Origin of the sequence: Carnobacterium sp. CS13 (assembly GCF_016653495.1) — a bacterium.
Taxonomy (GTDB): Bacteria; Bacillota; Bacilli; order Lactobacillales; family Carnobacteriaceae; genus Carnobacterium_A; species Carnobacterium_A antarcticum.
Map to the genome: position 1 here is coordinate 1,040,357 of NZ_CP067364.1, position 14,777 is coordinate 1,055,133.

Genomic DNA, 14,777 nt, shown 5'->3' on the forward strand with positions numbered 1-14,777 from the left:
AAAAAGAGGTTTTTTAGAAGATTTCATCATTTTACTAGGACAATCTTAGCTAAAAATGGTAGAATGACTCTGTGAGCTTAATAATTTAAGTGAGGATTAGTAGTCTGACTTAAAAGAATACTAGTAAACATGTAAAAAGTGTTTTTAACAATGGTGAAAGAATGTTTTTTACGCTAAATACACTGATTGATGAGGTGGGTTATCAAAATGAAACGTATCGCTGTTTTGACAAGTGGTGGGGACGCCCCAGGTATGAACGCAGCTGTTCGCGCAGTCGTTCGTAAAGGACTTTATGAAGGAATGGAAGTTTATGGTATCAACTATGGCTATGCAGGTTTAGTAGCCGGAGACATTCGTAAATTGACCAGAAGAGATGTTGGAGACAAAATTTCACGTGGTGGAACATTTCTTTATTCAGCTCGTTACCCTGAATTTGCAACTGAAGAAGGACAATTAAGAGGAATAGAACAGCTGAAAAAATTTGGCATTGAAGGTTTAGTAGTCATTGGCGGAGATGGGTCTTACCGTGGAGGTTTGGCTTTAGCTAAACATGGCTATCCAACGATCGGATTGCCTGGAACGATCGACAATGACATTCCGGGAACCGACTACTGTATCGGTTTTGATACAGCAATCAATACCGTTTTAGATTCAGTTGATAAAATCAGAGACACTGCAACGAGCCATGTGCGTACTTTTATCATTGAAGTAATGGGCCGTAATGCAGGAGACATTGCTTTGTGGACCGGTGTTGCTGGCGGAGCAGAACAAATCATCATTCCAGAAAAAGAATTTAATATGGAAGAGGTTGCCAGCACGATACAAAAAGGACGCGAACGAGGTAAAAAACACAGCATTATCATTCTGGCTGAAGGCGTAATGAATGGCAATGATTTTGCTGAGAAACTATCTGAATATGGAGATCATCATGCACGCGTGACTGTCTTAGGACATGTGCAACGTGGCGGTTCTCCTACAGCTCGTGACCGTGTGCTTGCAAGCATTTTTGGCGCTAAAGCAGTTGACCTTCTGAAAGAAGGCAAAGGCGGCTTAGGTTTAGGTATTATTGGTAGTAAAATTGTGGAAAATGATTTTGAAGATCTTTTACAAAATCAAAAACATATGCCTGATGTATCTCTGTATAAATTGAATCAAGAAATTTCTTATTAAGTTAATGAAATTTCCTATTAATAATGTGTATAAGATTTTAAAAAATGTTTATTGGGAGAGATTGCAGAATGAAAAAAACGAAAATAGTATGTACAATTGGTCCAGCTAGTGAAACAGTTGAGTTATTAGTTCAAATGATCGAAGCGGGAATGAACGTAGCTCGTTTAAACTTTTCACATGGTGACTTTGAAGAACACGGTGCTCGTATCAAAAATATTCGTGAAGCTTCAAAAATTGCTGGGAAAATGGTCGCTATCTTATTAGATACGAAAGGACCAGAAATTCGTACGCATAATATGAAAGATGGTCGAGTTGATTTTGTTTCTGGAGACGTTGTTCGTATTGCGATGGACGAAGTTGAAGGAACAAAAGAAAAATTTTCAGTTTCTTATCCTGATTTGATCAATGATGTTCACCCCGGTTCACATATTCTTTTAGATGATGGTTTGATCGATTTAGAAGTAACAGATATTGATCACGAAAATCGTGAATTGGTTACTGTAGCTAAGAATGGTGGAGTACTAAAAAATAAAAAAGGTGTTAACGTACCTGGCGTATCTGTAAACTTACCAGGAATTACAGATAAAGATGCTGCTGATATTCGTTTTGGTTTAGAAAACGATGTTGACTATATTGCAGCAAGTTTTGTTCGTCGTCCAAGTGATGTTTTAGAAATCACTGAAATCTTAGAAGAAAAAGATATGACACATGTTCAAATTATTGCTAAGATCGAGAACCAAGAAGGTGTTGATAACATTGATGAAATCTTGAAGATAGCTGACGGTGTTATGGTGGCTCGTGGAGATTTAGGTGTGGAAATTCCAACTGAGGAAGTTCCTATCGTTCAAAAAGCGTTGATCCAAAAAAGTAATGCTTTAGGCAAACCTGTTATTACAGCTACTCAAATGTTGGATTCAATGCAAGAAAACCCGCGCCCAACACGTGCAGAAGCTAGTGACGTTGCGAATGCTATTTTTGACGGCAGCGATGCAATCATGCTTTCTGGCGAAACAGCAGCGGGAGACTATCCTGTAGAAGCTGTTCAAACAATGGCACGTATTGCTATCCGCACTGAAGAAGCACTGATAAACCAAGACGCTTTCGCGTTGAAAGCTTACAGTGAAACAGATATGACTGAAGCTATTGGACAATCAGTTGGCCATACAGCACGTAACTTAGATATTCATACTATTGTAGCGGCTACAGAATCTGGCCACACTGCTCGTATGATCTCTAAATACCGTCCAAAAGCAAATATCGTGGCAGTAACGTTCTCAGAACGTCAAATGCGCGGATTAGCACTTTCATGGGGCGTTTATCCAACAGTTTCTAAAAAACCGTCATCGACTGATGATATGTTTAACTTAGCTACCACTATCGCTCAAGAAGGCGGCTTTGCTAAAGAAGGCGACCTGATTATTATCACAGCTGGTGTACCGGTTGGCGAACGTGGAACAACTAACTTAATGAAAATCCAATTGATTGGTTCGAAGTTAGTTAGCGGACAAGGAATTGGTACTGAATCAGTTATTGGTAAAGCTGTTGTAGCGGCTTCTGCTGAAGAAGCAAATGCAAAAGCTGTTGAAGGTAGTATTTTAGTTGTGAAAACAACCGATAAAGACTACTTGCCAGCAATTGAAAAATCTGCAGCTTTAGTTGTTGAAAATGGTGGTTTAACAAGCCATGCAGCCGTTATCGGTATTGCTATGGGTATTCCAGTGATTGTAGGAGCAGAAAATGCTACTTCATTGGTTAATCCAGATGAATTAATTACAGTTGATTCTCGTCGTGGAATTGTTTACCGTGGAGCAACAACAGCCATCTAATCAGTTAAAACTTAAGATAATTTTACAAAAGGTGCTCCCCCATCAGAAGGCTTGTTTCTCTGAGAGGGGAGCTTTTTTTTGTAGACCATAGATGACATAATACAATTATGGTAAACTAGATAGACGTGGAAGTTGAAAAGTAAAGTTTCTACCTTTCATTCCTAAGTTTTTTGCTATAAAATGAAAGAGAAAAATAAAATAGACTAAGATAGATCTAAGAAAAATACATTGGTGTTAGATGGAGGACAAAATATAATGAATCAATCGTTAGGAAATGTTATTACAGGTTTGGTTACAGATATAAATGAAAAAGCTTATTTTATTCAAAAAGACGGGGTTACGTATAAATTATTAAAAAATGGAGAAACAACTTACCAATTAGGCGATACTGTTGAAGGTTTTGCTTATGTAGCGATGAATAAAGATACGATGATGACTCAAGAAATTCCGGAAGTTCGTATGGGAAATTATTCTTGGGCGACAGTGGTTGATACGCGCAAAGATTTAGGAGTCTTTATGGATATCGGTTTGCCGGACAAAGAATTGGTTGTGTCGCTGGATGAATTGCCGACACTTAAACACCTTTGGCCTAAAAAAGGAGATCGTTTATTGATAACGATTCGTGTAGATGAAAAAGACCGTATGTGGGGCGAGCAAGCACCTGAATCTATATTTGAATCTATGTCTCGTAAAGGTGCTGAAGTACTAAATAACCAAAACATCACAGGGACTGCTTACCGATTGAAATTAGTGGGCACTTATATCTTAACAGAGGATAACTATTTAGGTTTTATTCACCCTTCTGAACGAAAAGATGAACCCCGACTTGGCGAAGTAGTATCTGGACGTGTGATCGGTGTTAGAAACGATGGCATTCTAAACGTTTCTTTGATGCCGAGAGCGCATGAAGCTATTAGTGATGATGCTGGGATGTTGCTTGCTATTTTAGAACGTACACATACAGGGAGTTTTCCTTATACTGATAAAAGCGACCCAGATGAAATCAGAGAACGCTTCGGTATCAGCAAAGCTCAATTTAAGCGCGCACTTGGAAATTTGATGAAACAAAGAAAGATTACTCAAGAAAATGGCGAAACAAAACTGGTCGATTTTAATACTGAAACAGAAGAATAAACAACAGATGAGACAGCATCAGTTAAATGAGGGCAATCCAAATGAAACCAATTGAAACATCTCTATTAAAAATAAAAGAATCGTTGCACGATGCGGGTTATAAACTAACTTCTCAAAGAGAAGCAACCATGAAAGTTCTACTAGAAAAAGAATCGGAACATATGAGTGCAGAAGAAATATATTTGCTGGTCAAAAAAGTGAATCCTGATATCGGTCTGGCAACGGTCTACCGCACGTTAGAAATGTTGACCGAATTAGAAATAGTAAATAAAGTTAGTTTTGATGATGGTTTAGCGCGGTATGATTTAAAAAAAGATGGAGCAAAACATTTTCATCATCATTTGCTGTGCACTCAATGTGGTGACATAGAAGAAGTCCATGAAGATTTATTAGAAGAGATTGAAGCGATCGTCGAGTCGCGTTTTCAATTTCTTGTCAAAGATCACCGATTAACGTTTCATGGCATTTGCAAGAAGTGCCAAGATCAAGAAAAGAAAGGCATACAATAACATTAAATAAAGAGTAAGAGAGCGGATAACAGACATGTTTGGTGCTCTCTTTTTAACTATTGAAAGGATGTTTTGGATGGAAGTGGAAATGATAATGGAAGAGAGTTTAACGGAATATATCCGCTTTTTGACAATTGAACGCGGACTTTCAAAAAATACAGTAGAAAGCTACCAGCGTGATTTGAAACAGTATTTGCTCTTTCTAAAAGAAAATCATATCAACCATTGGGATGCGGTAGATCGGTATATGGTCTTGTCTTTTTTACAACGGTTAAAAGAAGAAGAAAAAGCAGCAGGTACAGTCATTAGAATGGTTTCCAGTTTAAGACAATTCCATCAATTTTTAAGACAAGAAAAAATTTCAACTACTGATCCGATGTTACACATTGATACGCCTAAAAAAGCCCAGACATTGCCAAAAGTTCTTTCTACCAAAGAAGTAGAGATTCTCATTGAAACACCTAATACCAGTGAAACGCTGGGAATTAGGGATCGGGCCATGCTTGAGGTGATGTACGCTACAGGACTGCGTGTTTCTGAACTAACCGAATTAAAATTGGACGATTTACATCTTTCTCTAGGTTTGATTCAAACCATTGGGAAAGGCGATAAAGAACGTATTATTCCATTAGGCGATTTAGCCATAGAATGGATCGAAAAGTATTTAAAACATAGTCGAAATCGTCTGGAACGGCCAGATAAACGTTCACTTTATGTCTTTTTAAACCATCATGGACGTAAGTTGAGCAGGCAAGGGGTATGGAAAAATTTAAAAGGGCTTGTGAAAAAAGCTGGCATTGAAAAAGAAGTAACTCCTCATACATTGCGACATTCCTTTGCTACGCATTTACTAGAAAACGGCGCTGATTTACGTACTGTCCAAGAGTTATTAGGACATTCAGATATTTCGACAACACAAATCTATACGCATATTACGACTCATCGGATGTCGACCGTTTATAAAACGTATCACCCACGAGCTTGAAATTAAATGAGAGTTTGGTTTTTCTCTCGCATTTAAGCGGTTTATTTACTATAATAAGAGAGATAGAAACCAAGAAAGAGGAGGACAAACGAATATGTCTTATAAAAGAGTACATTTAATTGTCATGGATTCAGTAGGAATTGGAGAAGCGCCAGATGCTGCTCAATTTAATGATATAGGCAGCGACACATTAGGGCACATCGCCCAAGAAGCTGGCTTAAACATTCCACACTTGGAAGAACTAGGTTTAGGCAATATCCGTCCTTTAAAAGGTGTCCGTAACGTTCCGGATAGTGTAGGTTATTATACAAAATTAGAGGAAGTATCTGTTGGGAAAGATACCATGACGGGACATTGGGAAATCATGGGATTAAACATTCAAACGCCTTTTCGTGTGTTCCCTGAAGGTTTTCCAGCTGAATTATTAAAGAAAATCGAAGACTTTTCAGGGCGCAAAGTCGTCGCAAATAAGCCAGCGAGCGGTACAGCTATTATTGATGAATATGGCGAACACCAAATGAAGACCGGTGATTTGATTGTTTATACTTCAGCTGATCCTGTTTTACAGATTGCAGCTCATGAAGAAGTCATTCCATTAGAAGAACTTTACAAAATTTGTCAATACGTACGTGATATCACTAAAGATGATCCTTATATGATTGGCCGCATTATTGCTCGTCCGTTTGTTGGCGAACCTGGCAACTTTACCAGAACAAGTGGGCGTCATGATTACGCATTGAATCCATTCGGAAAAACAGTTTTGAATCATTTGAGCGAGGCTGGAAAAGATGTGATTGCCATTGGTAAGATCAATGATATTTACAATGGTGAAGGGATAACAGAAGCCGTTCGAACGACCAGCAATATGGATGGTGTCGATCAACTTTTAAAAGCGATGACGCAAGATTTTGAAGGACTAAGCTTTTTGAATCTAGTCGATTTTGATGCCTTATTCGGACATCGTCGCGACGTCGTTGGATATGGAAAAGCGATTGATGATTTCGATGTACGTCTTGAAGAAATCGTTGGGCAATTAAAAGAAGATGATTTGCTTTTGATTACTGCTGACCATGGTAACGATCCAATCGCCCCAGGAACAGATCATACTCGTGAATATGTTCCATTGTTAGCATACTCGCCATCAATGAAAGACCGTGGTGAATTATCTCAAGGGCACTTTGCTGACATTGGGGCAACCATTGCGGATAATTTTGGAGTAGAAAGCACCGGTTTTGGGAAAAGTTTCTTAAGCCAGCTAAACTAATAAAAAAACGTTAAAAGGAGATCAATCATGACAGTATCTTTACAAGAAAAAATTACAGCAGCAGCTAGTTTTATTAAACAACAAGGGGTAAAAGATCTCGAAATCGGTTTGATTCTTGGATCAGGTTTAGGAGAATTGGGAGATGAAATTGAAAATCCTGTTATTATTTCATACGGCGATATTCCTCATTTTCCCGTTTCGACAGTTGCTGGGCACGCCGGACAATTAGTTTACGGTGTACTAGGGGGTAAACAGGTCCTTGCGATGCAAGGCCGTTTCCATTATTATGAAGGCTATACTTTGCAAGAGGTCACTTTTCCCGTTAGAGTGATGAAAGAATTAGGTGTTCATTCTTTGATTGTGACCAACGCCGCAGGTGGTATCAATACCAGCTTTACTCAAGGCGAATTAATGATGATCACTGATCAAATCAATTATACAGGAGTAAACCCTCTTATCGGACCAAACGATGAGGCGATGGGTGTGCGTTTTACGGATATGAGTGAACCATATGACAAGGCTTATCAAGAAACTGTGAGAAAAGTCGCTGGAGAAATGGACTTGGATTTAAAAGAAGGCGTCTATATTGGCTTTTCAGGCCCTACTTATGAAACTCCCGCTGAAATCAAAATGGCTCGTTTACTAGGAGCAGATGCTGTCGGTATGTCTACAGTGCCTGAAGTTATCGTAGCTAAACACGCTGGATTACGAGTGATCGGTGTGTCATGCATTACCAATCTCGCCGCAGGTATGCAAGCTGCTTTGAATCATGAAGAAGTAGTTGAAACCACGCAACGTGTGAAAACGACCTTTAAAGCATTTATAAAAAACATTTTAGCTGCTCTTTAATTCTTTTGAAAACAATAAAACCAATGAATATTTTAGTGTTTTTGTTTTGTAAATTTTCTTTTTGAATGTAGAAAAGGATCCCGCCTCTATGAAGCTGGGGTCCTTTTTTGCCGCGTTGAGAAAAAGAGGGTTTTGTGTTAAAGTAAATAGAGCAAATTTTCGGATAAAGTTGAAATGAGGACAACAAATGGATGAAAGATTATTAACAGGTACAATGAAAATAAACGAAAAAAATCACTTGGAAATTGGAGGAGTAGACAGTTTAGATTTGGTAGAAAAATATGGGACACCAATCTACGTTTATGATACCTTGTACATTAAAGAAAAAGCTCGTGCTTTTAAAGCTGCTTTTGAAAACAGAGGGGTAGCGGCTCAAGTTGCTTATGCTAGTAAAGCTTTTTCCTGCTTAGCTATTTATCAACTGATGGCAAAAGAAAACATGTCACTTGACGTTGTTTCCGGTGGAGAACTTTATACGGCTATCAAAGCGGATTATCCCAGCGAAAAGATTCACTTTCATGGCAATAATAAATCTGATGCTGAAATTATTGCGGGATTAGATTACCGGGTAGGTTGTTTTGTGGTCGATAATTTCCATGAATTAAACCTATTGAATAAATTCACTAGTATACGCGAACAAATGATGAATGTTCTGATCCGTGTTACTCCAGGAGTGGAGGCTCATACACACGATTACATTTCAACGGGACAAAATGATTCAAAATTCGGTTTTGATTTAACTAATGGGCAGGCAGAAATGGCTATTGAACTGACAAGAAAAATGCCTTTTATTAATGTTATGGGATTGCATAGCCATATTGGTTCCCAAATTTTTGAAACGGAAGGCTTTAATTTGGCAATCGATAAAGTTTTAAACAAAGCGAAAGAATGGAAAAAACAATTTGATTTTAAATTGAAAGTTTTAAACGTGGGAGGCGGATTTGGTATTCGCTATACAACAGAAGATGAGCCGTTGCCAATCGAGACGTATATCAATACCATCATCGATGAAGTTGAACAGGTGTCGAAAGAGCTAGGTCTTGAAATGCCGGAAATATGGATAGAACCAGGGAGAAGTTTGGTAGGAGATGCAGGAATCACTCTTTATCAAACAGGTTCACAAAAAGAAATCCCTGATGTGCGCAATTATTTAGCTGTGGATGGCGGAATGTCAGATAACATTCGTCCTGCCCTCTACAATGCCAAGTATACAGGAGTTTTTGCTAATCGCGTCAGTGACCAAACGGAAAAAATGTATTCCATCGCTGGAAAATGTTGCGAGTCTGGAGATATGTTGATTTGGGACCTGCCATTGCCTGAGGCTCAAACACAAGATATCCTAGCCGTTTTTAGCACCGGTGCCTATGGCTATGCGATGGCTAATAATTACAATCGCATTCCTCGACCACCAGTGGTGTTTGTTGAAAACGGAGTAGACTTTTTAGCGATTGAAAGAGAGAACTATGCAGATTTGATGAGATTGGAACGTTCACTGATTTAAATAAGTGAATAAACTGCTTTTTGATTCTCGGAAATCTCTAGGAGGATGACAATGTTACTCGACTATAAGAATGATTATGAAAAGATTACCATGGGATTGCTCTCATTTGTGCCAGATTTGAAAGAAGTTACTAGATTACAATCTGAAATGGAGTGGTACCAACAAGAAGAAAACCGTAAACTTTATTTGTGGCGAGGAGAAGAAACAAGAGATTTGATTGCTGTGGTAGGCGTCGAAATAGGAGAAGACTTGATTTTGCTTCGTCATATTGCTATCAATCCTTCTTTTCGAAATGAAGGCATCAGTTATAAGATTTTCGAGGCTTTAGATAACCAATTTTCACAAAAAAAGGTCATTGGAACGCTGGAAACAGCTCCCTTAGTTGTAAAATGGGAACAAGAAAAAGCTAAGAAGCAGGACAACAATGAAGAAGGTCTTGAAGAAAAAGAAGAGAAAGAAGATTGAGCGATGTCTGAAATAAATGTGAAAATTGATGCTTTTGAAGGCCCACTTGATTTATTATTGCATTTGATTCAACATCTGGAAATCGATATTTACGATATTCCTATTGCGGAAGTGACTTCGCAGTATTTGATTTATATTCAATCCATGAAAGTCTTTGAATTAGATGTTGCTGGGGATTATTTGGTCATGGCTGCGACGCTAATGGCTATCAAAAGCAAACTGCTTCTGCCTAAACAAGAATTGCTCTTAGACGAAGAACTTGACCTTTATGAGGCTGGGGAAGATCCACGGGAAGCATTAGTGGAACAACTATTAGAGTATCAGAAGTACAAAAAAGTGGCGGACGTTTTAAAATCAAAAGAAGAAGAACGGAATCAATATTATACAAAGGCACCCGTTAATCTTGAATATTTGCAAACGGATGTCCCAATGGAGCCTATGCAAGTCAGCACATTAGATTTAGTCGCTGCTTTTCAAATGATGGTGACTAAACAATTAAAAAAAGTACCGCTTCAAACCAAAGTAATGTCTGAAGAAACGACGATTGGCGAGAAAATGGAGTTTATTTTAGCTAAACTGCCTTCTGGCTTGAAAACGGAAGGCGTATTGTTTGCTGATTTTTTTGACGCACCGACAAAAAAAGAATTAGTAACGACTTTTATAGCACTTTTAGAATTGATTAAGGAAAAAAATATTTGGATTCAGCAAGAAGAGAGATACGGAGATATTTTCGTATACCGTACAAAAACTGAAGAAATAGGAGCGTGAGTGCATGAATAAAGCAGCGGCGGTTGAAGCATTACTCTTTGTAGCAGGTGATGAAGGATTATCGTTAGAAGAAATCGCTTCTATTTTATCTTGCTCAACACAGCACGCTTACCGACTTTTGATGCAATTACAAAAAGAGTACGATTCTTCAGCGGAACGAGGATTAATGTTGTTAGAAGTTGGCGAGCAATACCAATTGGCAACAAAAAAAGAGTATGCTGAAGTTATTAAGAGCTATGCGATTTCACCTTTGTCCACCAACTTGTCTCAAGCGGCGTTAGAAACATTGGCGATTATCGCTTATAAGCAGCCGTTGACACGGATGGAAATCGATGAGATCCGGGGAGTGCAAACAAGCGGAGCGCTACAAAAATTGACGTTGAGAGGGTTAATTGAAGAAAAAGGACGGGTCGAAGGGCCGGGACGAGCTATTTTGTATGGCACATCGCGTTATTTTCTAGATTATTTTGGTTTGAAAAAACTCTCAGAGTTACCGAAAATATCGGACTTGGAACAAGAACCTGCCGAAAATGAATCCGATTTGTTTTTTGAACAGTTCAATCAACAATTTATAGATATACCAAGCGAACAAAAAAATGACCATTAAGGGGTAGTTAAAATGGAAAGATTGCAAAAAGTAATGGCTCATGCAGGAATAGCTTCTAGACGGAAATCAGAAGAGTTGATCGTTAAAGGCCGTGTAAAAGTAAATGGAGAAGTCGTCAAAGAACTAGGGGTACAAGTAGGTAATTCTGACCGAGTAGAAGTGGACGGAGTTCCAATTGATCGTGAAGAACCTATTTATTTTTTATTAAATAAACCTAGAAATACCATTTCAGCTGTATCCGATGATAAAGACCGCCGTGTAGTGACGGATTTATTCCCTCATATCGAACAACGGATCTATCCAGTGGGACGTTTAGATTATGACACAACAGGTGCACTGATTTTGACAAACGATGGCGAACTGTCACAAATGTTGATGCATCCAAAATTTAATATTGATAAAACCTACGTAGCCAAAGTTGAAGGCATGGTAGAGAAACACACGCTAACTAAGTTAGAAAAAGGAATTGTCGTTGAAGGCAAACGAACAGCTCCTGCTAAAGCAAAAATCATATCAGCAGATAAAGCAAAAAATGTGACTATGGTTGAATTGACTATTCATGAGGGACGGAATCGTCAAGTTAAAAACATGTTTAAAGCCGTAGGACACCCTGTTCAGAAACTTAAGAGGGAAACATACGGTACGTTGAATCTAGATGGTTTGCGTCCAGGAGAATGGCGCGAACTGAAGTCTTTTGAGGTCAACCAATTGCGAAACTTAGCCAATCAAAATAAAAATTCTTCTGAAAAATAAGCTGCTTTAAAATAGGGATAATCAATCAGATTATTCCTATTTTAAAAGTAAGCATACATAGTAAGAGTGCGTTTAGCTGTATGCCAAAAAGAAAGTTGTGTATACTTGACTAGTACAGATTAATCAGTATGTTTAAAGTGGAGGTGTAACATCAGTGGGAAATGAAGCATTAAATCTACTAGTTGTAGATGATGAAGACCGCATACGTCGTTTATTAAAGATGTATTTGGAACGTGAAAACTATATCATTACTGAAACAGATAATGGAGAAGATGCATTAAACCTTGCATTAGAAAACGATTATGATTTAATTTTATTGGATCTTATGTTGCCTAAAATGGATGGTATTGAAGTTGCTGAAAAATTACGCGAGCACAAAAATACACCTATTATGATGTTAACGGCCAAAGGGGAAGAAATCAACCGGATTCAAGGATTTGAAGTAGGAGCAGATGATTATATTGTAAAACCTTTCAGTCCACGCGAAGTTGTCTTACGAGTGTCGGCAGTTTTGAAAAGAACCCATACTAAAAAAGAAGAAGAAAAAGAAAATCCCGATTTGATCGTGATGCCTAATATTGAAATCGATAATCAGTCACACCGTGTTTTAGCGGATGGAAAACCGGTTAATTTAACGCCAAAAGAATATGACTTATTATTGTATTTGATCCAATCGCCAAATCAAATTTTCGGTAGAGAACAACTCTTACGCGAAGTATGGAAATATGAATTTTTTGGAGATCTGAGAACAGTAGATACCCATATTAAACGATTACGGGAAAAATTGACCAAACAATCTGAGGCGGCTGCAAAAATGATTGTGACTGTTTGGGGATTAGGGTACAAATTTAATTCCTATCCTGAAGAAAAGAAGTAGGTTAAGTGATGATTAAATTAAACAACATCACCTTTCGGGTATGGGCAGTCACTATGCTTATCGTAGGGTTTTGCTTTATTACGACCAATCAGATATATGGCAGCATCTATCAAAAAAATGTTGAAAACAATTATCTATCCGATTATAGAGCCTCAATAAAAACGACAGAAACATATTTAGAAGAAGATCCTCAGTTTTTAATCGATCACTTGGATAAGTTGAAAGCGCACGATACCCATGTGTTTATGTCGATTTATTTAGATGGTCAACCTGTCAGTACCTCTTACAATATGTCTGAACAATTGACACCTTCTTCTAAAGAGATTTTACTCGCTGATGAAGAAGTAAAAAAAGCGATGAAAGCTGGAAAAGATACTGAGATCATAAGCGAACATGAAAACAAAAAAAACGCAGAGTCTGTATTTATTTTCCGCATGAAAACTTTCGAGTTCAATGGACAAAAGGGAACATTGTATTCGTTTGGAGATTTGTCTTTTTTAAACGCAACACAACAAAAAATGAACATCTGGTCTCTGATTAATTTTGCTCTTTATGGATTGTTAGCAATTGGTCTTTTTTATTATTTGCAAAATCGTTTAGGGAAGCCTTTGAACGAATTAAGAGACATTGCTTTTGAATATGCAAAAAATGATTTTTCACAACAAGCTCCAATACATTATAAAGATGAAATCTCACAACTTGCTTTAGCCATGAATAAAATGCGGAAATCATTGGAAACCACTGGAACGGCAACTCGACAAGAAAAAGAATTGTTAGAAAACATTGTTACTTCGATCTCAACCGGTATTTTATACTACAATCAAGATAAAACTTTGCTGATGTCTAATCCGATTGGCGAAGAGTTTTTGCATAATTGGTATAAGTTGGAAGGGATAGAAGAAACGGCTGTGCCGGAAGTGATAGCAGATCAAATAGATGAAGTGATTGAAAAATCTGAAAAAGTTTATTACGATGCTACCTTTAATGATATTTATTTCGAAATCACATTGGTTCCTTTATTTGATGAAGGGTTAGAAAACGTCCGGGGAGTTCTAGTATCGTTGCAAGATTTAACAAAAGAACGGCGTTTGGATAAAATGCGCGTCGATTTTATCAATAACGTTTCTCATGAATTACGAACACCTTTAGTAATGATACAAGGTTACAGTGAGGCAATTTTAGACGATATAGCTGAAACAGAAGCAGAAAAACATGAGATGGCGAGTATCATCGGTGAAGAATCGAAACGGATGAACCGAATGGTCAACGAAATGCTGGATTTATCTAGAATGGAAGCAGGTCATATTGATTTGATTCGTGAAGATGTCATTTTAGAACCGTTTTTCAGAAAGTTGATGGCGCGTTTTAATCGTATAGCTGGAAGCAGTCATGTAAGGTTAACCCTTAAAATCGATCCAGGAGTGCAAACATACGAGATGGATGAAGACAAGATGAACCAAGTATTTGTCAATTTGATCAACAATGCTATACGGCATACTGCTATGGCGGAACGAGAAAATAAAGAAGTCAAATTATGGGTTCATTTAGATAAAGTTTTTGATGAAGTTGTTATGGAAGTGATAGACAACGGTATGGGTATAATGGAAGAAGATATTCCCTATATTTTTGATCGCTTTTATAAGGCGGATAAATCTAGAACGGTTTATAAAACCAATCAGACGGGTACTGGGATAGGGCTATCAATCGTAAAAAATATTATTGAAGAACATGGCGGCACTATTGAGGTTAAAAGTGTTCCAAATGAAGAGACAGTTTTCGCCATGCGTTTTCCTTATATTGATCCTAACGAAACAAACGTATAAAAAGTAAGTAAAACTCTTGCAAAATACTCTTAAGTTTAGTATACTTTAGGAGTACAGATGATGTACTAAAAAAATAATAGATTCGTCTTCAGGGGCAGGGTGTAATTCCCGACCGGTGGTATAGTCCACGAGCTAGGTAGCATTATCTGGTTGAACTGGTTTAATTCCAGTACCGACAGTAAAGTCTGGATAAAGAAGATGGGGCTTATTTGAATGTACTAATGTTCTTATGCTCTGTTTGATTTT

14 protein-coding genes and 1 riboswitch are annotated in these 14,777 nt (G+C 37.8%); all 14 genes read left to right on the forward strand.

Translation table 11 applies throughout. The features are described from left to right. Positions 1-207: 207 nt before the first annotated feature. The 14 genes from pfkA to JHE06_RS05060 all read left to right on the forward strand — a co-directional run bounded on the left by pfkA (position 208) and on the right by JHE06_RS05060 (position 14,531). Positions 208-1,170 (forward strand): 6-phosphofructokinase, encoded by a 963-nt coding sequence (pfkA, locus tag JHE06_RS04995; RefSeq protein ID WP_201089669.1) that lies wholly within the window; start codon positions 208-210, stop codon positions 1,168-1,170. 68 nt (positions 1,171-1,238) lie between these two features. Next, entirely contained in the window at positions 1,239-2,996 is a 1,758-nt protein-coding gene (gene pyk, locus JHE06_RS05000) for a pyruvate kinase (RefSeq protein ID WP_058918363.1), read from the forward strand. A 255-nt stretch (positions 2,997-3,251) separates the two neighbouring features. After that, entirely contained in the window at positions 3,252-4,130 is an 879-nt protein-coding gene (locus JHE06_RS05005) for a CvfB family protein (RefSeq protein ID WP_201089671.1), read from the forward strand. A gap of 41 nt (positions 4,131-4,171) precedes the next feature. Then, positions 4,172-4,639 (forward strand): ferric iron uptake transcriptional regulator, encoded by a 468-nt coding sequence (gene fur, locus JHE06_RS05010; RefSeq protein WP_058918365.1) that lies wholly within the window; start codon positions 4,172-4,174, stop codon positions 4,637-4,639. 94 nt (positions 4,640-4,733) lie between these two features. Beyond that, a complete protein-coding gene (gene xerD, locus JHE06_RS05015; RefSeq protein ID WP_201089948.1) occupies positions 4,734-5,624 on the forward strand; it encodes a site-specific tyrosine recombinase XerD in 891 nt (296 codons plus the stop codon). 94 nt (positions 5,625-5,718) lie between these two features. Further along, positions 5,719-6,888 carry a phosphopentomutase gene (gene deoB, locus JHE06_RS05020; protein WP_201089672.1) on the forward strand — a complete coding sequence of 390 codons (1,170 nt, stop codon included), beginning with the start codon at positions 5,719-5,721 and terminating at the stop codon, positions 6,886-6,888. A 27-nt stretch (positions 6,889-6,915) separates the two neighbouring features. Continuing rightward, positions 6,916-7,737 (forward strand): purine-nucleoside phosphorylase, encoded by an 822-nt coding sequence (locus JHE06_RS05025; protein WP_058918367.1) that lies wholly within the window; start codon positions 6,916-6,918, stop codon positions 7,735-7,737. A 187-nt stretch (positions 7,738-7,924) separates the two neighbouring features. Beyond that, positions 7,925-9,238: a diaminopimelate decarboxylase gene (lysA, locus tag JHE06_RS05030; RefSeq protein WP_201089674.1), complete on the forward strand. Its 1,314-nt coding sequence runs from the start codon at positions 7,925-7,927 to the stop codon at positions 9,236-9,238. Between the two features lie 51 nt (positions 9,239-9,289). Further along, positions 9,290-9,703: an N-acetyltransferase gene (locus JHE06_RS05035; protein WP_201089676.1), complete on the forward strand. Its 414-nt coding sequence runs from the start codon at positions 9,290-9,292 to the stop codon at positions 9,701-9,703. A gap of 3 nt (positions 9,704-9,706) precedes the next feature. Then, entirely contained in the window at positions 9,707-10,471 is a 765-nt protein-coding gene (locus JHE06_RS05040; protein WP_201089678.1) for a segregation/condensation protein A, read from the forward strand. Positions 10,472-10,475: 4 nt separating this feature from the next. Beyond that, positions 10,476-11,078: an SMC-Scp complex subunit ScpB gene (gene scpB / locus JHE06_RS05045; RefSeq protein WP_058918371.1), complete on the forward strand. Its 603-nt coding sequence runs from the start codon at positions 10,476-10,478 to the stop codon at positions 11,076-11,078. Positions 11,079-11,090: 12 nt separating this feature from the next. After that, the gene (locus JHE06_RS05050; protein ID WP_058918372.1) at positions 11,091-11,831 is read left to right on the forward strand and encodes a pseudouridine synthase; all 741 of its coding nucleotides are present in this window, start codon (positions 11,091-11,093) and stop codon (positions 11,829-11,831) included. Between the two features lie 154 nt (positions 11,832-11,985). Further along, positions 11,986-12,708 carry a response regulator transcription factor gene (locus JHE06_RS05055; RefSeq protein ID WP_058918373.1) on the forward strand — a complete coding sequence of 241 codons (723 nt, stop codon included), beginning with the start codon at positions 11,986-11,988 and terminating at the stop codon, positions 12,706-12,708. Positions 12,709-12,716: 8 nt separating this feature from the next. Next, complete coding sequence (locus tag JHE06_RS05060; protein WP_201089681.1) at positions 12,717-14,531, forward strand: sensor histidine kinase; 1,815 nt, start codon at positions 12,717-12,719, stop codon at positions 14,529-14,531. A gap of 80 nt (positions 14,532-14,611) precedes the next feature. Further along, a riboswitch (FMN riboswitch) is annotated at positions 14,612-14,735 on the forward strand. Positions 14,736-14,777: the final 42 nt, after the last annotated feature.

Coding starts and splice junctions, on each gene's coding strand:
- pfkA (WP_201089669.1), top strand. CDS start 208: ATGAAACGTATCGCTGTTTTGACAAGTGGTGGGGACGCCCCAGGTATG.
- pyk (WP_058918363.1), top strand. CDS start 1,239: ATGAAAAAAACGAAAATAGTATGTACAATTGGTCCAGCTAGTGAAACA.
- JHE06_RS05005 (WP_201089671.1), top strand. CDS start 3,252: ATGAATCAATCGTTAGGAAATGTTATTACAGGTTTGGTTACAGATATA.
- fur (WP_058918365.1), top strand. CDS start 4,172: ATGAAACCAATTGAAACATCTCTATTAAAAATAAAAGAATCGTTGCAC.
- xerD (WP_201089948.1), top strand. CDS start 4,734: ATGGAAGAGAGTTTAACGGAATATATCCGCTTTTTGACAATTGAACGC.
- deoB (WP_201089672.1), top strand. CDS start 5,719: ATGTCTTATAAAAGAGTACATTTAATTGTCATGGATTCAGTAGGAATT.
- JHE06_RS05025 (WP_058918367.1), top strand. CDS start 6,916: ATGACAGTATCTTTACAAGAAAAAATTACAGCAGCAGCTAGTTTTATT.
- lysA (WP_201089674.1), top strand. CDS start 7,925: ATGGATGAAAGATTATTAACAGGTACAATGAAAATAAACGAAAAAAAT.
- JHE06_RS05035 (WP_201089676.1), top strand. CDS start 9,290: ATGTTACTCGACTATAAGAATGATTATGAAAAGATTACCATGGGATTG.
- JHE06_RS05040 (WP_201089678.1), top strand. CDS start 9,707: ATGTCTGAAATAAATGTGAAAATTGATGCTTTTGAAGGCCCACTTGAT.
- scpB (WP_058918371.1), top strand. CDS start 10,476: ATGAATAAAGCAGCGGCGGTTGAAGCATTACTCTTTGTAGCAGGTGAT.
- JHE06_RS05050 (WP_058918372.1), top strand. CDS start 11,091: ATGGAAAGATTGCAAAAAGTAATGGCTCATGCAGGAATAGCTTCTAGA.
- JHE06_RS05060 (WP_201089681.1), top strand. CDS start 12,717: ATGATTAAATTAAACAACATCACCTTTCGGGTATGGGCAGTCACTATG.